General features: G+C 59.6%; 17 protein-coding genes and 2 pseudogenes. 16 read left to right on the forward strand and 3 right to left on the reverse strand.

Annotation, left to right across the window (positions count from 1 at the left end; all coding sequences use genetic code 11):
* Window positions 1-129 precede the first annotated feature (129 nt).
* From JFV26_RS19585 to JFV26_RS19595, 3 genes are read left to right on the forward strand one after another with little or no spacing between them, the layout of a single operon-like run.
* The gene (locus JFV26_RS19585; RefSeq protein WP_201194804.1) at window positions 130-1488 is read left to right on the forward strand and encodes a nucleobase:cation symporter-2 family protein; all 1359 of its coding nucleotides are present in this window, start codon (window positions 130-132) and stop codon (window positions 1486-1488) included.
* A gap of 25 nt (window positions 1489-1513) precedes the next feature.
* A complete protein-coding gene (locus JFV26_RS19590; RefSeq protein WP_201194805.1) occupies window positions 1514-1945 on the forward strand; it encodes a hypothetical protein in 432 nt (143 codons plus the stop codon).
* Window positions 1946-1985: 40 nt separating this feature from the next.
* Window positions 1986-2777 carry an outer membrane protein OmpK gene (locus JFV26_RS19595; protein WP_201194806.1) on the forward strand — a complete coding sequence of 264 codons (792 nt, stop codon included), beginning with the start codon at window positions 1986-1988 and terminating at the stop codon, window positions 2775-2777.
* A 171-nt stretch (window positions 2778-2948) separates the two neighbouring features.
* Here the strand turns inward: JFV26_RS19595 and JFV26_RS19600 are convergent, their stop codons facing one another.
* Together JFV26_RS19600 and JFV26_RS19605 are read right to left on the reverse strand one after the other, a co-directional pair.
* On the reverse strand, window positions 2949-4103 hold the full coding sequence (locus JFV26_RS19600) for a patatin-like phospholipase family protein (protein ID WP_201194808.1): 1155 nt from the start codon (window positions 4101-4103) through the stop codon (window positions 2949-2951).
* 35 nt (window positions 4104-4138) lie between these two features.
* Window positions 4139-5071: a lipid A biosynthesis lauroyl acyltransferase gene (locus JFV26_RS19605; protein ID WP_201194810.1), complete on the reverse strand. Its 933-nt coding sequence runs from the start codon at window positions 5069-5071 to the stop codon at window positions 4139-4141.
* 118 nt (window positions 5072-5189) lie between these two features.
* Between JFV26_RS19605 and minC the strand changes: the two genes are divergently transcribed.
* The 7 genes from minC (at window position 5190) to JFV26_RS19640 (ending at window position 12083) form a co-directional block, all read left to right on the forward strand.
* On the forward strand, window positions 5190-5927 hold the full coding sequence (gene minC, locus JFV26_RS19610) for a septum site-determining protein MinC (RefSeq protein WP_201194811.1): 738 nt from the start codon (window positions 5190-5192) through the stop codon (window positions 5925-5927).
* Window positions 5928-6128: 201 nt separating this feature from the next.
* On the forward strand, window positions 6129-6941 hold the full coding sequence (minD, locus tag JFV26_RS19615) for a septum site-determining protein MinD (RefSeq protein WP_150631077.1): 813 nt from the start codon (window positions 6129-6131) through the stop codon (window positions 6939-6941).
* Complete coding sequence (minE, locus tag JFV26_RS19620; RefSeq protein ID WP_007898843.1) at window positions 6941-7195, forward strand: cell division topological specificity factor MinE; 255 nt, start codon at window positions 6941-6943, stop codon at window positions 7193-7195. The genes minD and minE overlap by 1 nt, the downstream gene beginning before the upstream one ends.
* A 182-nt stretch (window positions 7196-7377) precedes the next feature.
* Window positions 7378-8013, forward strand: a complete 636-nt coding sequence (locus tag JFV26_RS19625) for an RluA family pseudouridine synthase (protein WP_201194812.1) — start codon at window positions 7378-7380, stop codon at window positions 8011-8013.
* Window positions 8014-8227: 214 nt separating this feature from the next.
* Window positions 8228-9517 carry a M18 family aminopeptidase gene (locus JFV26_RS19630; protein ID WP_201194813.1) on the forward strand — a complete coding sequence of 430 codons (1290 nt, stop codon included), beginning with the start codon at window positions 8228-8230 and terminating at the stop codon, window positions 9515-9517.
* A 145-nt stretch (window positions 9518-9662) separates the two neighbouring features.
* Complete coding sequence (locus tag JFV26_RS19635) at window positions 9663-9839, forward strand: hypothetical protein (RefSeq protein WP_201194814.1); 177 nt, start codon at window positions 9663-9665, stop codon at window positions 9837-9839.
* A 78-nt stretch (window positions 9840-9917) separates the two neighbouring features.
* Window positions 9918-12083: a mechanosensitive ion channel domain-containing protein gene (locus JFV26_RS19640; RefSeq protein WP_201194815.1), complete on the forward strand. Its 2166-nt coding sequence runs from the start codon at window positions 9918-9920 to the stop codon at window positions 12081-12083.
* A 111-nt stretch (window positions 12084-12194) separates the two neighbouring features.
* Here JFV26_RS19640 and JFV26_RS19645 read toward each other — a convergent pair.
* Window positions 12195-12907, reverse strand: a pseudogene (locus JFV26_RS19645) (UTRA domain-containing protein).
* Window positions 12908-13267: 360 nt separating this feature from the next.
* Here JFV26_RS19645 and JFV26_RS19650 point away from each other — a divergent pair.
* From JFV26_RS19650 to JFV26_RS19675, 6 genes and pseudogenes are all read left to right on the forward strand, one after another.
* Complete coding sequence (locus JFV26_RS19650; protein WP_201194816.1) at window positions 13268-14335, forward strand: ABC transporter substrate-binding protein; 1068 nt, start codon at window positions 13268-13270, stop codon at window positions 14333-14335.
* Between the two features lie 126 nt (window positions 14336-14461).
* Window positions 14462-15268, forward strand: coding sequence for an alkaline phosphatase family protein (locus JFV26_RS19655; RefSeq protein ID WP_201194817.1), 807 nt, complete (start codon window positions 14462-14464; stop codon window positions 15266-15268).
* A gap of 5 nt (window positions 15269-15273) precedes the next feature.
* Window positions 15274-16110, forward strand: coding sequence for an ABC transporter permease (locus JFV26_RS19660; protein ID WP_207203992.1), 837 nt, complete (start codon window positions 15274-15276; stop codon window positions 16108-16110).
* Window positions 16097-16897 (forward strand): ABC transporter permease, encoded by an 801-nt coding sequence (locus JFV26_RS19665; RefSeq protein WP_201194822.1) that lies wholly within the window; start codon window positions 16097-16099, stop codon window positions 16895-16897. The genes JFV26_RS19660 and JFV26_RS19665 overlap by 14 nt, the downstream gene beginning before the upstream one ends.
* Window positions 16894-17882: pseudogene (locus JFV26_RS19670) on the forward strand (ABC transporter ATP-binding protein). The gene JFV26_RS19665 and the pseudogene JFV26_RS19670 overlap by 4 nt, the downstream one beginning before the upstream one ends.
* 34 nt (window positions 17883-17916) lie before the next feature.
* A complete protein-coding gene (locus tag JFV26_RS19675) occupies window positions 17917-18570 on the forward strand; it encodes an HAD family hydrolase (protein WP_201194824.1) in 654 nt (217 codons plus the stop codon).
* Window positions 18571-18602: the final 32 nt, after the last annotated feature.

Consider the following 18602-nt stretch of genomic DNA (forward strand, 5'->3'; position numbering starts at 1 on the left):
AGGCAACACAATCCTGTGGGAGCGAGCCTGCTCGCGAATGGCCGCAACGCGGTCCACCTGATGCAAAAAACAGCTATCAGCAGCACTGCAGCTGTAAATCACAAGAATAAAAAAGATCCGAGGTGTTGCATGTCCGAGCTATCCGAAGCGCGCATCCCCGACGCACCCGCGATTCAGCGTTTGCCCCTTTTGCAACTGATCCTGGTCGGTCTGCAACATGTTTTGCTGATGTACGGCGGCGCCATTGCGGTACCGCTGATCATCGGACAGGCCGCTGGCCTGAGTCGTGAAGAAATCGCCTTTTTGATCAACGCCGACCTGCTGGTCGCCGGCATTGCCACCGTCGTGCAATCGCTTGGGATCGGACCGATGGGCATCCGCATGCCGGTGATGATGGGCGCCAGTTTCGCTGCGGTCGGCAGCATGGTCGCCATGGCCGGCATGCCCGGTATCGGCCTGCAAGGGATCTTCGGTGCGACCATCACCGCCGGATTCTTCGGCATGCTCATCGCGCCGTTCATGTCCAAAGTGGTGCGCTTCTTCCCGCCGCTGGTGACCGGCACCGTCATCACCTCGATCGGTTTGTCGCTGTTCCCCGTGGCCGTTAACTGGGCCGGCGGCGGTGTCGGCGCGACTCAATTCGGTTCACCGATTTACCTGGCCATCGCCGCGCTGGTACTGGCGACCATTTTGTTGATCCACCGCTTTATGCGCGGTTTCTGGGTCAACATTTCCGTGCTGATCGGCATGTGCCTGGGCTACGCGCTCTGCGGCGTGATCGGCATGGTCGATCTCAGCGGCATGGCTCAAGCGCCATGGGTGCAGATCGTCACGCCGCTGCACTTCGGCATGCCGAAATTCGAACTCGCACCGATCCTGTCGATGTGCCTGGTGGTGGTGATCATCTTCGTCGAGTCCACCGGAATGTTCCTGGCCCTGGGCAAAATCACCGGCCAGGAAGTCTGCCCACGGATGCTGCGTCGCGGCTTGCTGTGTGATGCCGGCGCCTCGTTCTTCGCTGGCTTCTTCAACACCTTCACCCACTCCTCCTTCGCCCAGAACATCGGCCTGGTGCAGATGACCGGCGTGCGTTGCCGCTCGGTGACCATCGTCGCCGGCGGTTTGCTGGTGGTGCTGAGCCTGCTGCCGAAAGCGGCGTTTCTGGTGGCGTCGATTCCGCCGGCGGTACTGGGCGGCGCGGCCATAGCGATGTTCGGCATGGTCGCGGCCACCGGTATCAAAATCCTGCAGGAAGCCGACATCGGTGACCGTCGCAACCAGTTGCTGGTGGCGGTGAGCATCGGCATGGGCCTGATCCCGGTGGTGCGTGCGGAGTTCTTCGCGCACCTGCCACTTTGGATGAGCCCGATCACCCACAGCGGCATCGCCATGGCCACGCTTAGCGCCCTGTCGTTGAACCTGCTGTTCAACATTCTCGGCGGTAGAGAACGCGCGGCCATCAACGACTGCCACGCCCGCACACACTGATCGACACCTGTGAAGGGGCTGCCCTGTGGCAGCCAGTAACTGCCTGCGCCTCAACAATAAAAACAAGAGGAAGCATCAGATGGTTTTTACCGACTCAAGCCTGTCGTTCAACGACGCCAGGCCCACCACCAACAGCCGTGCCCAAAACCTGTCGTCGGTGCGCTGTTGCGGGGCACTTGAGACCTGGCCAAGGAGTCAGTATTCTCCGCGGCCGCCCGAATCTGGTCTAAAAAAAAGCCCGGATTTAATTCCTGACCAGAAAGCCAACTTATCCCGGCTCTGGACGGTATCAAGGCATCCAAAAATCTCTCGTAATCGACTGTTTTCGAACAGCCGATCGGGAGTTTTTGGCTTTTTGAAAGCCTTGGCTCAGCTCTTGCCAACAGCACTAAAGCTGACCGATTGGATGAGTTTTTACAGCGACAACAAAAGGCGCCACACCAGAGCGCAGACCTAAGAAAAAAACGTGGAACCACCTACTTTTTGGGAGCAACCGAATGAAACGTACGTGCACCAGCCTGATGCTCGCGGGATCCTTGCTGGCCGGGGGCCAGGCAATGGCCGGCGAAGGCGACCTGTTGCTATGGCAGAACAACAGCCTGACCTACCTCTACGGCAAGGGCTTCAAGGTCAACCCGTCCATTCAGCAAACCGTCACCTTCGAGCACGCCGACGCCTGGAAATACGGGGATAACTTCCTGTTCGTCGACAAGATCTTCTACAACGGCAAGGACGACGCCAGCGCGGGTCCGAACTCCACCTATGGCGAGTTCAGCCCGCGTATTTCGCTGGGCAAGGTCCTGGACAAAAAGATTGAGTTCGGCCCGATCAAAGACGTGCTGCTGGCCATGACTTACGAGTTTGGTGAAGGCGACGTCGAGTCCTACCTGATCGGCCCGGGTTTCGACCTGGCGATCCCCGGCTTCGACTACTTCCAGCTGAACTTCTACCAGCGTCATCCTGATGGTGATCGTCCGGGCAACAATGTCTGGCAGATCACACCGGTCTGGTCCTACACCATCCCGGTCGGCGATTCGAGCGTCCTGATCGATGGCTATATGGACTGGGTGGTCGACAACGATAAAAACGCCCGTGGCGATTACCACGCGAACCTGCACTTCAACCCGCAGGTCAAATACGACTTGGGCAAAGCGCTGAATTTCGGCGCGAAGCAGTTGTACGTCGGTGTCGAGTACGACTACTGGAAGAACAAGTACGGGATTGATGACACCCATTCGTTCACCACCAATCAGAACGTGACGAGTTTGCTGGTGAAGTTCCACTTCTGATGCGTTGAAGACAAAAGATCGCCGGCGTCATCTGCCACGTGCGCATCCGGGGTGGAGGGTGGTTGTGGTCTTTTGTTTTTCAGGATCAAAGTCAAAAGATCGCAGCCTTCGGCAGCGCCTACAGGGCAATACGGTCCCTGTAGGCGCTGTCGAAGGCTGCGATCTTTTGCTTTATGACACCCCAAGAAACCGACACAACTCATCCCGCTTGGCCAACGCATCCCGCCGCCCCAGATCAATCAATTCGCTGCAATATCCCGCCTCGAACAGCAGATAACTCAACACCCCTGCCCCACTGGTCTTGGTCGCCCCCGGACCGCGCAAAAACAGGCGCAACGCTGCCGGCAATTCCTGGCGATGACGCGCGGCAATTTCATCGAGCGGCTGACTCGGCGAAATCACCAGCACCTCCACCGGTGCCACGCCCAGGGTTCGAATCGGCGTGCCATCGGGCATCAGGTGACTGAACTGGTTCAGACGCTCCAACAACTCGATGTCGCTTTCCAGGCTGTCAATGAACGTGCTGTTGAGCAGGTGGCCGCCGATCTGCGCCAACGTTGGCTGCTGACCGGTGTAGGCGCGCTCCAGCGGCTGCTCAGGGTCGATCCCGCGCGGGTTGCCGCTGACACCCACTACCAGCACTCTGCTGGCGCCCAGGTGCAGGGCGGGGCTGATCGGCGCCGACTGACGCACCGCACCATCACCGAAGAACTCCTCGCCGATTTTCACCGGGGCGAACAGTAGCGGAATCGCCGAGCTGGCCAGCAAGTGATCGACGGTCAATTGAGTCGGCACGCCGATCCGCCGGTGGCGCAGCCAGGCATTGATGGTGCCGCCGCCCTGATAGAAGGTCACCGCCTGACCGGACTCGTAACCGAACGCGGTCACCGCCACGGCCTGCAATTGCTTTTGCTCGATGGCTTGCGCGATGCCGTCCATCTGCAGTTTGTCGTTGAGCAAACCCCGCAGCGGTGAACTGTTGAGCAACGCCACCGGCACCTGGCTGCCGATGCCGAGCAAGCTGTGGCTGACAAACCGGCTGGCCTGGTGGATCACGCCCGGCCAGTCGCTGCGCAACACCAGATGACTGCGAAAGCCCTGCCAGAAGGCCGTCAGGCGCTCGATAGCGCGGCGAAAGTCCATCGCGCCGCTGGCCAGGCTGACCGCGTTAATCGCCCCGGCAGATGTGCCGACGATCACCGGAAACGGATTGTCCGCGCCGGGCGGCAGCAACTCGGCAATCGCTGCCAGCACCCCTACCTGATAGGCCGCTCGAGCCCCGCCGCCGGAAAGAATCAATCCTGTAACCGGTTCAGCTGGGCGCATCGCAACACTCCATGGTGCCTAAAGGGATCGGTGATTCAACCGCGTTTTGCGTACAGTTTCGGCTCGCCCGGCGGGCGGCTCTTGAAGCGGCGATGAGCCCAGAGGTATTGCTGCGGGCAATCGCGCAAGGCGCCTTCGACCCACTGATTGATACGAATGCAATCCGCCTCGTCAGTTTCGCCGGGGAAGTTGTCGAGCGGCGGATGAATCACCAACCGATAACCGCTGCCGTCCGCCAGGCGTTCCTGGGTAAACGGCACCACCAGCGCCTTGCCCAACCGCGCAAACTTGCTGGTGGCGGTGACCGTCGCGGCCTGAATGCCGAACAACGGCACGAAGATACTTTGCTTGGCGCCGTAGTCCTGATCCGGTGCATACCAGATCGCCCGGCCAGCCCGAAGCAGCTTGAGCATGCCGCGCACGTCGTCGCGCTCCACCGCCAGCGAATCGAGGTTGTGCCGCTCGCGGCCCCGGCGCTGGATGAAATCGAACAACGGGTTTTTGTGTTCGCGGTACATACCGTCGATCGTATGTTGCTGACCGAGCAGCGCCGCGCCGATTTCCAGGGTGGTGAAATGCAGGGCCATCAGAATCACGCCCTTGCCGTCGCGCTGGGCTTTTTTCAAATGTTCCAGGCCTTCGACATGGGCCAGTTTGGCCAGGCGCTGACGCGACCACCACCAACTCATGGCCATTTCGAAGAACGCGATGCCGGTCGAGGCGAAGTTTTCCTTGAGCAGGCGCTTGCGCTCGGCGGCGGTTTTTTCAGGGAAACACAGCTCAAGATTGCGTTTGGCGATGCGCCGTCGGTCGCCGGCCACTCGGTACATCAATGCACCCAAGGCGCGACCGACCGACAGCAACGCCGGATACGGCAACTGGACAATCAGCCACAACAGCCCCAGCCCGCACCACAACGGCCAGAAACGAGGAGAAAGAAATGCTGTACGAAAACGCGGGCGATCCATTAAAGGTTCCGGAAAGACAATGGCCGCGCATTCTACATCGTTCGACCCGGCTTGCGGCCTGCGGGCGTTCTCGTTATAAGTCTCGGCACTTTTAGTGACAAGCCGTTGTATGCCGACCATGAGCCAAACCGAACCGCTAGACCAAGATCCCGTGTTCCAGTTGAAGGGCAGCATGCTCGCCATTACGGTGCTGGAACTGGCCCGCAACGACCTCGAGCTGCTCGATCGGCAACTGGCCGCCAAGGTGGCCCAGGCGCCGAATTTCTTCAGCAACGCGCCGCTGGTGCTGGCCCTGGACAAACTTCCGGCCAGTGAAGGCGCCGTCGATTTGCCGGGGCTGATGCGCGTGTGCCGTCAGCATGGCCTGCGCACCCTGGCAATCCGTGCCAGCCGCATCGAGGACATCGCCGCCGCCATCGCCGTCGACCTGCCGGTGCTGCCGCCGTCCGGTGCCCGTGAGCGTGCGCTGGACCCACACGAAGGCGTCGTGGCGAAAAAACCCGAAAAACCACCGGAGCCGACCATCAAACCGACGAAGGTAATCACTTCGCCAGTACGTGGTGGCCAACAGATATATGCCCAGGGTGGCGATCTGGTTGTGGTTTCGTCAGTCAGCCCGGGGGCGGAACTTCTCGCCGATGGGAACATCCATGTATACGGCCCGATGCGCGGTCGAGCACTCGCCGGGGTCAAGGGCGACTCGAAAGCGCGAATTTTCTGTCAGCAAATGAGCGCTGAACTACTCTCCATCGCGGGCCATTACAAGGTCTCCGAGGACCTGCGTCGCGATCCGTTGTGGGGCTCGGGCGTACAAGTCAGCCTGTCGGGCGACGTGTTGAACATCATTCGGCTTTAACGGATACTGCCGCATTTTCCAAGCATCTCTAAAACGTAGCGAAAACGGCTCAAACGAAGTAGGAAAAAGGCCAAAAGCAGTGTTTACCGCAGGTACGCGCCGCTCAGGACCGGATTCCAGCCAAGGCTGTCCGACTGCAGTAGTTTTTCAAGAGATGTTTTTCAGGGGCTAAATGTCCTTTTTCCTTAGGGGTGAAACACCTTGGCCAAGATTCTCGTGGTTACATCCGGCAAGGGTGGTGTGGGTAAGACCACCACCAGCGCCGCTATCGGTACCGGCCTCGCTCTGCGCGGTCACAAAACAGTTATCGTCGACTTCGACGTCGGTTTGCGTAACCTCGACCTGATCATGGGTTGCGAGCGTCGCGTGGTGTATGACTTCGTCAATGTGGTCAATGGCGAAGCCAACCTGCAGCAAGCCCTGATCAAAGACAAACGCCTGGAAAACCTCTACGTACTGGCCGCCAGTCAGACCCGCGATAAAGACGCGCTGACCGTCGAAGGCGTGGAAAAGGTTCTGATGGCGTTGAAAGAAGACTTCGAGTTCGTGGTCTGCGACTCCCCGGCCGGCATCGAAAAAGGTGCTCACCTGGCCATGTACTTCGCTGATGAGGCGATTGTCGTGACCAACCCGGAAGTGTCCTCGGTACGTGACTCGGACCGCATGCTGGGCCTGCTGGCCAGCAAATCGCGCCGCGCCGAGAACGGCGAAGAGCCGATCAAGGAACACCTGCTGCTGACCCGCTACAACCCGCAACGCGTCAGCGACGGCGAAATGCTTGGCGTCGAAGACGTTAAAGAGATTCTGGCCGTGACCCTGCTGGGTGTCATTCCGGAATCCCAAGCGGTACTGAAGGCTTCCAACTCGGGCGTGCCCGTGATTCTCGACGACCAGAGCGACGCCGGTCAGGCGTACAGCGATGCGGTCGATCGTCTGCTGGGCAAAACCGTGGAGCATCGTTTCCTCGATGTTACGAAGAAGGGCTTCTTCGAGCGCCTGTTTGGAGGTAGATAATGAATCTTTTTGACTTCTTTCGTGCCAGCAAAAAGGTCAGTACCGCGTCGGTAGCGAAAGAGCGTCTACAGATCATCGTGGCGCATGAACGCGGCCAGCGCAGTACGCCGGACTACCTGCCAGCCTTGCAGAAGGAACTGGTGGAAGTGATCCGCAAGTACGTCAATATCGGGTCCGATGACGTGCACGTCGCCTTGGAAAACCAGGGTAGCTGCTCGATTCTGGAACTCAATATCACCCTGCCGGATCGCTAGTCGGTCAGACAGGAGCCACGGCGGCTCAGGGCCCTTCGGGCCTTTGTAGGAGCTGCCGAAGGCTGCGATCCTTTGATCTTGTTTTTCCAAAGCAAAATCAAAGGATCGCAGCCTTCGGCAGCTCCTACATTGGACATTGGGGGTTCTGAGCCGCCGTTGGCGTTTGTTACGAGGCTGTTTTAATGCCGTTGTCCAACGTTCACATCATCCATCAAGACGACGCTGTCCTGGTGGTGAACAAACCGACCCTGTTGCTTTCCGTGCCTGGCCGGGCCGATGACAACAAGGACTGTCTGATTACCCGTCTGCAAGAAAACGGCTACCCGGAAGCGCGAATCGTCCATCGGCTGGACTGGGAAACCTCGGGCATCATCCTGTTGGCCCGTGACCCGGACACCCATCGCGAATTGTCTCGGCAGTTTCACGATCGCGAAACCGAAAAGGCCTACACAGCCCTGTGCTGGGGTCAGCCGGAACTGGACAGTGGCAGCATCGATTTGCCCCTGCGCTACGACCCGCCGACCAAGCCTCGGCACGTGGTGGATCACGAGTTCGGCAAGAATGCCCTGACCTTCTGGCGTGTGTTGGAGCGTTGCGGCGACTGGTGCCGCGTCGAGCTGACACCGATCACTGGCCGTTCTCACCAACTGCGCGTGCACATGTTGTCCATCGGTCATCCGCTGCTGGGTGACGGGCTCTACGCTCACGAACAGGCTTTGGCTGCCTGGCCGCGTCTTTGCCTTCACGCGAGCATGCTCAGCTTCACCCACCCGCAAAGTGGTGAGCGTTTGCGCTTTGAGTGCCCGGCGCCGTTCTGAAGGGCAGTGCGATAAAACTGTGGGAGCGGGCTTGCTCGCGAAGAGGGAGTACCAGTCGACATCCCTGTTGCCTGACACACCGCTTTCGCGAGCAAGCCCGCTCCCACAGGGGATTTGCTCCAGGCGCAAATTCGGGAGTGACCACAACAGCAGTCCACCGCCAATTCTGCGTCCAATACGTTAAACTCCCGCCCATTGCTGTCTGGAGTTTCTTATGCGCGAAGAGTTGAACCAAGGCCTGATCGACTTCCTCAAGGCCTCCCCTACCCCGTTCCATGCCACTGCCAGCCTTGTTCAGCGCCTGGAAGCGGCGGGTTTTTCGCGTCTTGACGAGCGTGAGCCCTGGACCATCGAAAACAACGGTCGTTACTACGTCACCCGTAATGACTCCTCGATCGTCGCCTTCAAGATGGGCCGCCATTCGCCATTGCACGGCGGCATCCGCCTGGTCGGTGCTCATACCGACAGCCCGTGCCTGCGAGTCAAGCCGCAACCCGAGCTGCAACGCCAGGGCTTCTGGCAACTGGGCGTCGAAGTCTACGGTGGTGCGCTGCTGGCACCGTGGTTTGACCGTGACTTGTCCCTGGCCGGCCGCGTGACCTTCCGCCGTGACGGCAAGGTCGAGAGCCAGTTGATCGACTTCAAGGCGCCGATTGCGACCATCCCGAACCTGGCCATTCACCTCAACCGTGAAGCCAACATGGGTTGGGCAATCAACGCCCAGACCGAACTGCCGCCGATTCTCGCGCAATTTGCCGGTGACGAGCGCGTGGACTTCCGCGCCGTGCTCACCGACCAACTCGCCCGCGAACACGGCCTCAACGCCGATGTGGTGCTCGACTACGAGCTGAGCTTCTACGACACCCAAAGCGCCGCGATCATCGGCCTGCATGGCGACTTCATCGCCGGCGCACGCCTGGACAACCTGCTGTCGTGCTACGCCGGCCTGCAAGCGTTGCTGACCACCGAAACCGACGAAACCTGCGTGTTTGTGGCCAACGACCACGAAGAAGTCGGTTCCTGCTCGGCCTGCGGCGCTGACGGCCCGATGCTCGAGCAGACTTTGCGTCGCGTGCTGCCCGAAGGTGATGAGTTCGTACGCACAATTCAGAAATCCCTGCTGGTCTCGGCTGACAACGCCCACGGCGTTCACCCCAACTATGCAGAGAAACACGACGCCAATCACGGCCCTAAACTCAACGCCGGCCCGGTGATCAAGGTCAACAGCAACCAGCGCTACGCCACCAACAGCGAAACCGCCGGGTTCTTCCGCCATCTGTGCATGGCCGAAGAAGTGCCCGTGCAGAGCTTCGTGGTCCGCAGCGACATGGGCTGTGGCTCGACCATCGGCCCGATCACCGCCAGTCATTTGGGCGTGCGCACCGTGGACATCGGCCTGCCGACCTTCGCCATGCACTCGATCCGCGAACTGTGCGGCAGCCACGACCTGGCTCACCTGGTCAAAGTACTGAGCGCGTTCTACGCCTGCCGCGAGCTGCCGTAGCCCCCCTGTAGGAGCTGCCGAAGGCTGCGATCTTTTGATCTTGTTTTTAACAAACAAGCAACATCAAAAGATCGCAGCCTTCGGCAGCTCCTACGATTCGAAATCGACCTAAACTTTAAATATCCCCTCCGACAAGGCTGTCGCCATGATCTCGATGTCTTCGTTCCACGCCATGCTGATCCCCATCCTCGCCGGGATGATCATGCTGGCCGTCGGCTTCAATTTCCGCGACAAGAATGCCGGTGTCCTGGCCATGTGGCTCGGCATGCTGCTGATCCTCGCCACCGTGGTCTACAAGATCCTGGCCAAGCTCAACGAATAAATCCGTGCGCCTGGCTCGCATTGATTTTGTCGGGCTCGTACACTCGGCCGATCCGCTCTTCCTAAGGTTGACCGCCTAGTGCTCGCTCGTCTTTTCGCCCTGCCGTGTTTCCTCCTGATCTGCCTGATGACGCTGCTGCCGATGGCGCCTGCCCAGGCGGTCAGTTTGCCGGGACTGCTCAATAACTCGGCGAAAACCCAGCCCGAAGCCCAGGAACCCTTGGGGCAATCCCTGGACGAAGTCATCAAGTCATTGGAAAACGATCAGCAGCGGACCAAACTGCTGGCGGACCTGAAGAAGCTGCGCGACGTCACCAAAAAAGCCCAGCCGGCCACTGAAATCGGTGTTCTCGGACTGATCGGCGGGACCCTGAGCAGTTTCGAAAAGCAATTTTCCGGCGCCGACAGCCCACTCACCCGCTGGTCTGAAGAGTTCGGCCTGGCCAAGGATGAGCTCTCGGCCCTGATGATGCCGGCCAATGAGTGGCTGCCGATCATCTTTGCCTTCGCCATGATCCTGATGGTCTGGAGCCTGCTGGCCGCCGCCCTGATCTGGCTTGGCCACCGGGTGCGCATGCGCTTCGGCCTGACCGAAGAACTGCCGCAACACCCCAAGGCTCTCGACATGTTGCGCTTTGCCCTGCGCAAACTCGGGCCGTGGCTGATTGCGTTGGTGATGACGGTTTATATGACCTACGCGCTGCCTTCGTCATTGGGCAAAAGCCTGGCGATGGTGCTGGCATACGCGTTGGTAGTCGGCACCTGTTTTTCGGCAATCTGCGTGATTGCCTTCTCCGTGCTCGACGGCCCGCACCGACATCGCGCCTTGTACATCCTGCGTCATCAGGCTTTCCGGCCGCTGTGGCTGATCGGCAGCTTCGCCGCGTTTGGCGAAGCCCTGAGCGACCCACGCCTGGTCGCCAGTCTTGGCGTGCACCTGGCACACACTGCCGCCACCATCGCCAACGTACTGGCGGCGCTGTCCACCGGACTGTTCATCCTGCGTTTCCGCCGGCCGATTGCCCACCTGATCCGCAACCAGCCATTGTCCCGGCGCCTGACCCGCCGTGCCCTGAGCGACACCATCGATATCCTCGGCACCTTCTGGTACGTGCCGGCGCTGGTGCTGGTGTGCATTTCGCTGTTTGCCACGTTCATTTCAGCGGGCGACACCAGCACCGCGTTGCGCCAGTCGCTGATCTGCACCGTGCTGCTGGTGTTGTGCATGGTCATCAACGGGCTGGTGCGCCGGCACTCGCTCAAACCGCAACGAACCGTAAAACGCCACGCGCTGTATTCCGAGCGGTTGAAAAGCTTCTGCTACACCCTCGCCCATCTGTTTGTGTGGCTGGTATTCATCGAGCTCGGCCTGCGCGTCTGGGGCATGTCACTGATCGCCTTCACCGAAGGCGAAGGTCATGACGTCAGCGTCAAACTGTTCAGCCTTGCCTTTACGCTGATTTTCGCCTGGCTGATCTGGATCCTCAGCGACACTGCGGTGCATCACGCCCTCACCCGCTCACGCAAAGGCCTGGCGAATGCCCGGGCGCAGACCATGATGCCGCTGATCCGCAACGTGCTGTTCGTGGCGATCTTCATCATTGCGCTGATCGTCGCGCTGGCGAACATGGGCATGAACGTCACACCACTGCTGGCCGGTGCCGGTGTGATCGGTCTGGCCATCGGTTTCGGTGCGCAATCACTGGTGGCGGACTTGATCACCGGGCTGTTTATTATTATCGAGGACTCGCTGGCCATCGACGACTATGTGGATGTCGGCGGGCACCTCGGCACCGTCGAAGGCCTGACCATTCGCACCGTGCGCCTGCGGGACATCGACGGGATCGTGCACACGATCCCATTCAGCGAAATCAAAAGCATCAAGAACTACTCCCGGGAATTCGGCTACGCGATCTTCCGGGTGGCGGTGCCCTACAACATGGAAATCGACGACGCGATCAAACTGATGCGCGAAGTCGGGCAGAAGATGCGCACCGATCCACTGCAACGCCGCAACATCTGGTCGCCGCTGGAGATTCAGGGTGTGGAAAGCTTCGAGTCCGGCAGTGCGATTCTTCGCGCCCGGTTCAAGACTGCGCCGATCAAGCAGTGGGAAGTTTCAAGGGCGTTTAACTTGTCGCTCAAGCGGCATCTGGATGAGGCGGGGCTGGATTTGGCGACGCCGCGGATGAGTGTTCAGGTGGTTACGGCCGGTGGCGGCCCGCAAAAGGAACCGCCTTTGTAGGAGCTGCCGAAGGCTGCGATCTTCTGATCTTGATCTTTCCGGGATCGCAGAAAAACAAGATCAAAAGATCGCAGCCTGCGGCAGCTCCTACGAGGTGAGTCGGGTTGCTATCTAGACCACATCCACCCCGACATGAATCGCATCATGTCGCCAAAATTCCAGGTCACAGTCGATCAGCCGTTCATGCTGATCATAATTGACCCGGCAATTCGCAACCCCGGGCTGCCCACCGACACCCGTAGCGCCGCCGCGGCATCCACCGACAACGACGTCGGCACAATCTCGAAACGCACCCGCCCGTAGTGCAAATCGTAGTGCCGCGCGTACAGCTCGGTAATCGACTGATTCAAATCAAACTCGAGAATCCCCGGGAAAAACTGTGGATTCAAATAGTGCTCCACATACAACACCAGCCGCCCATCGATGCGCCGTGAACGGCATATCTGAATCACGCTCGACAACGCCGGCAACTGCAACCAGGCGCACACCGCCGCTGACGCCGGTTGCAAACGCGCCGATATCACTTCGGTGGACGGCACTCGCCCCTGGGCACTGACCATCGCGTGGAAGTGGCTGCGTTGCATCAGGTTGTAGGCCAGGCGCGGCGGCGAGACAAACCAGCCACGGCGCTCCTCGCGATAAATCTGCCCCTGCGCTTCCAACTGTAACAACGCCTCACGCACGGTAATCCGTGTGGTGCCGAACAACTCACTGAGCTTGCGCTCGGCCGGCAATTTACTGCCAGCCGCCAACAGGCCGTGGTCGAGCTGCTCCTGGAGGACCTGGCCAATGGCTGTCACCGCTTTTGTTGCCTCATCGCGCATCAACGTTACCTATCTGGACTAGACCAGCACTGTTTCGGGGCAGAACCGCACGGCAAAACCGGCTCATCGAACATTCTGCAAGCCTAGGCAGTGCAGATGACTGAGAGATGACAGCTGCCCAACGGTCATCTCTCAATTCTCTTCAAACCCTGCAATACCTCGGCCAAGTCCCTTGCGTAGCGGGCCTTTGCCCATGGTCTACGCTTACCGGGCACCCGCCAATTGCGGGCAAATAAAAGCCCTGTGGGGCGACGAGCGACATGAAAGTGTCATGCAGTCCCCTTAAATTGGCTCAGGTATTGCTGACCTAGACCAACACAACCGCAATCGCAGCGTTGAAAACGCCCAAAGGAGCTTCGGATGAAACAGCTTTTCCTGGCATCACTGTTAGGCTCGACCATTGCCATGTGCACCGCCGCCATGGCTGCTGATACGGATTTGAAAACTTTGGAAGCCGCTGCGAAAGCGGAAGGCGCCGTCAATAGCGTCGGCATGCCCGATGACTGGGCCAACTGGAAAGGCACTTGGGAAGACCTGGCCAAGACCTACGGCCTGAAGCACATCGACACCGACATGAGCTCAGCCCAGGAAGTGGCCAAGTTCGCCGCTGAAAAAGACAACGCCAGTGCCGACATTGGTGACGTAGGCGCCGCTTTCGGCCCGATCGCCGTCAAGCAAGGCGTGACCCAGCCGTACAAGCCAACCACCTGGGCACAAGTCCCGGACTGGGCGAAAGACAAGGATGGCAACTGGGCTTTGGCCTACACCGGCACCATCGCCTTCATTGTTAACAAAAAACTGCTGCACGGTTCCGAAGCCCCGAAAAGCTGGGCTGACCTGAAGACCGGCAAATACAAAGTCTCGATCGGTGACGTGAGCACTGCCGCTCAAGCTGCCAACGGCGTCCTGGCCGCAGCACTGGCCAACGGCGGCGATGAAAAGAACATTCAGCCGGCATTGCTGATGTTTGCCGAGATCGCCAAGCAAGGTCGCCTGTCGCTGGCTAACCCGACCATCGCCACCATGGAAAAAGGTGAAGTGGAAGTGGGCGTGGTCTGGGACTTCAACGGCCTGAGCTACAAAGCCAAGATGGCCAATCCGGATGACTACGTGGTGCTGATCCCGTCTGATGGCTCGGTGATTTCCGGCTACACCACCATCATCAACAAATACGCCAAGCACCCGAACGCCGCCAAGCTGACCCGCGAGTACATCTTCAGCGACGCCGGCCAGACCAACCTGGCGCGCGGCAACGCCCGACCGATCCGCGCCGAGCACCTGACCCTGCCGGAAGACGTGAAAGCCAAGCTGCTGCCGAACGAGCAGTACAAAGGCGTGACGCCGATCAAGGACGCGGATGCGTGGGAAAAGACCTCCAAGGCCCTGCCGCAGAAGTGGAACGAAGAAGTCATCGTCGAAATGAAGTAATGCTTCATCCGTAGGAGCTGCCGCAGGCTGCGATCTTTTGATCTGTTTTTTTAAATCAAGATCAAAAGATCGCAGCCTGCGGCAGCTCCTACACCGTTCAGTTTTGATTTCGGAGTCATCGCCCCTATGAAGCACAACGTCATCCTTGTCGTGCTCGACGGCCTCAATTACGAGGTCGCGCGCCACGCCATGGGGCACTTGCAGGCTTACGTCGGCGCAGGACGCGCAGCGCTCTACAAACTGGAGTGCGAACTGCCGGCCCTGTCCCGACCGCTGTATGAATGCATCCTGACCGGCGTTACGCCGATCGACAGCGGCATCGTCCACAACAACGTCTCGCGCCTGTCCAACCAGCGCAGCATCTACCACTACGCCAGCGACGCCGGCCTGACCACCGCGGCTGCGGCCTATCACTGGGTCAGCGAGCTGTATAACCGTTCGCCGTTCGTGGTCGCCCGGGATCGTCACACCCACAACCCGGAACTGCCGATCCAGCACGGGCATTTCTACTGGAGCGATCACTACCCCGACTCGCACCTGTTCGCCGACGCGGAAAACCTGCGCCTGCGTCATGCACCGAACTTTCTGCTGATCCACCCCATGAACATCGACGACGCCGGGCACAAGCACGGCCTCGACACCCCGCAATACCGCAACAGCGCCCGCTCGGCCGACATCATCCTCGCCGACTACCTGCAAGGCTGGCTCGACGCCGGTTACCAGGTGCTGGTGACTGCCGACCACGGCATGAACAACGACCGCTCCCACAATGGCCTGCTGCCAGAGGAGCGCGAAGTACCGCTGTTCGTCCTCGGCGACGCCTTCAGTTTCAACGCCGGCGCCGCACCGAAACAAACCGAAATCTGCGGCACCGTCTGCGAATTGCTGGGCGTGGCCCACGACAAACCAGTGTGTCGGGAGCTGCTCAAGTGAACGCCATGACCCGTAGTAAATGGCTGGCAGCCTTATGCCTGGTGCCCTTTGCACTGTTCTTTATCGTATTCGAGATCGCCCCGCTGTGCTGGGTGATGATCAACAGCGTGCAATCGGAAGAATTCGGTTGGGGTATCGAAAACTTCACCAAGATCTTCAATTCGAAGTTCTACTTGCAGGCGATCCAGTACAGCCTCGAGATCAGCTTCTGGTCCAGCGTGTTCGGGATTATCATCGCGGTGCTCGGCGCCTACTCGCTACGCCGGGTCGACTCGAAACTGCGCAACTTCGTCAACGCCTTCGCCAACATGACCAGCAACTTTGCCGGCGTGCCGTTGGCCTTCGCCTTCATCATTCTGCTGGGCTTCAACGGCAGCTTCACGATCATGCTCAAGCAGGCCGGGATCATTCAGGATTTCAACCTGTACTCGAAAACCGGGCTGATCATTCTCTACACCTACTTCCAGATTCCCCTGGGCGTGCTGCTGCTCTACCCGGCCTTCGACGCCCTGCGCGAAGACTGGCGCGAGTCCGCCGAACTGCTCGGCGCCAGTGGCTGGCAGTTCTGGCGCCATATCGGTTTGCCGGTGCTGACCCCGGCGCTGCTGGGCACCTTCGTGATCCTGCTGGCCAACGCCCTCGGCGCCTACGCCACGGTGTATGCCCTGACCACCGGCAACTTCAACGTGTTGCCGATTCGTATCGCGGCAATGGTCTCCGGTGATATTTCCCTGGACCCGAACATGGCCAGTGCCCTGGCCGTGGTGCTGGTGGCGTTGATGACCCTGGTGACCATCGTGCATCAGTTGCTGTTGAAGAGGAGCTACCATGTCTCGCGCTGAATTGGGCCCCGTCGGTGTCTATCACCGGGTCGTGGTGTATTTGCTGTTTGCCATTCTGTTGCTGCCGCTGGCCGGCACGTTGATCTACTCGATTGCCAGCAGTTGGTCGGCGACTATTTTGCCCAGCGGCTTCACCTTCAAGTGGTACATCCAGTTGTGGGGCGATCCGCGGTTTCTCGACGCGTTTGGCCAGTCACTGCTGGTCTGTGTCGGCTCGCTGATCCTGTCGGTGGTGCTGATTCTGCCGCTGCTGTTTGTGGTGCATTACCACTTCCCCAAACTTGATGCGCTGATGAACATCCTGATCCTGCTGCCCTTCGCGGTGCCGCCGGTGGTGTCGTCGGTGGGATTGCTGCAGCTCTATGGTTCCGGGCCGTTTGCGATGGTCGGTACGCCGTGGATTCTGATCGGTTGCTACTTCACCGTGGCGCTGCCGTTCATGTACCGGGCGATCACCAACAACCTGCAAGCGATCAACCTGCGCGACCTGATGGACGCCGCCCAATTGCTCGGTGCCAGCACCTGGCAAGCGGCGTTCCTGGTGGTGCTGCCGAACCTGCGCAAGGGGTTGATGGTGGCATTACTGCTGTCGTTCTCATTCCTGTTCGGTGAGTTCGTGTTTGCCAACATCCTCGTCGGCACCCGCTACGAAACCCTGCAGGTCTACCTCAACAACATGCGCAACAGCAGCGGCCACTTCACCAGTGCGCTGGTGATTTCCTACTTCTTCTTCGTGCTGGTTCTGACCTGGGCGGCCAATATCTTGAACAAGGACAAAAGCGAATGAGCTATGTCAGCGTCCAACACCTGCAAAAAAACTACGCTGGGACGACCGTTTTCAGCGACATCAACACTGAAATCCAGAAGGGCGAATTCGTCACCCTCCTCGGCCCTTCCGGTTGCGGCAAGTCCACGCTGCTGCGGTGCATCGCCGGGCTGACCTCGGTGGATGGCGGCAAGATCCTGCTCGATGGCGTCGACATCGTGCCATTGAGCCCGCAGAAACGCGGGATCGGCATGGTGTTCCAGAGCTACGCACTGTTCCCGAACATGACCGTGGAACAGAATGTCGCCTTCGGTTTGCGCATGCAGAAGGTCAACGCCGACGACAGCCACAAGCGCGTCACTGAAGTGCTGAAACTGGTGGAACTGAACGACTTCGCCGCCCGCTATCCGCATCAACTGTCTGGCGGCCAATGTCAGCGTGTGGCGCTGGCTCGTTCGCTGGTTACTCGGCCGCGGCTGTTGCTGCTGGATGAACCGTTGTCAGCCCTGGATGCGCGGATTCGCAAGCACCTGCGCGAACAGATCCGTCAGATCCAGCGCGAACTCGGCCTGACCACGATCTTCGTCACACACGATCAGGAAGAAGCCCTGACCATGTCTGACCGGATTTTCCTGATGAATCAGGGAAAGATCGTACAAAGCGGCGATGCCGAAACCCTTTACACCGCACCCGTGGATGTATTCGCCGCCGGTTTCATCGGCAACTACAACCTGCTGGATGCCGACAGCGCGACGAAACTGCTGCAACGGCCGATCAGCGGGCGCATTGCGATTCGCCCGGAAGCCATCGAACTGAGCCTCAACGGCGAGCTCGATGCGCAGGTCCGCAGCCACAGCCTGTTGGGCAACGTGATTCGCTACCGGGTCGAAGCCCGGGTGTGGAATTGGTGGTGGATGTGCTGAACCGTTCGGCGGCCGATCTGCATCCCGATGGTCAGCGCCTGGCGCTTTCCATCGATCCGACGGCCCTGTGTGAGGTAGCCTGATGACTTTGCTGATGTTGAAGAGAGAACTGCACTGATGGCCCTGGCAATTTTTGATCTGGACGAAACCCTGATCCACGGCGACTGCGCCACCCTCTGGAGCGAACAGATGGGCCGGCTGGGCTGGGTCGACCCTGAATCGTTCATGCGGCAGAACAACGAACTGATGGATGCCTACAGCCACGGCAAGCTGCGGATGGAGGACTACATGACCTTCAGCCTGGAGCCGATGATCGGCCGCACGCCGGAAGAGGTCGACCACTTGGTCGGCCCGTGGGTGGAAGACTTCATCGAGCCAATTATCTTCAGCGATGCGACCAAAACCATCGCCGCCCATCGCAAGGCTGGCGACCGGATTCTGGTGATCTCGGCCTCGGGCACACACCTGGTCCGGCCGATTGCCGATCGCCTGGGGATCGACGAGATTCTCGGCATCGAACTGGAAGTGACGCATGGCGTTTATAGCGGCAACACGGTCGGCACCCTGACCTACCGCGAAGGCAAGATCGCCCGGTTGCTGGAATGGCTTGATGCTGAAGAGGAGAACCTGGAAGGCGCGAGTTTTTACTCAGACTCACGCAATGACTTGCCATTGCTGCTGAAGGTGGATTTCCCGCACGTGGTCAACCCGGATCCGGTGTTGCTGGAGCACGCCGAAAAGGCTGGCTGGCCAATTCACACCTGGAAGTAAAAGCAAAAGATCGCAGCCTTCGGCAGCTCCTA

The organism is Pseudomonas sp. TH31 (assembly GCF_016650815.1).
In the GTDB taxonomy this organism is placed as follows: domain Bacteria; phylum Pseudomonadota; class Gammaproteobacteria; order Pseudomonadales; family Pseudomonadaceae; genus Aquipseudomonas.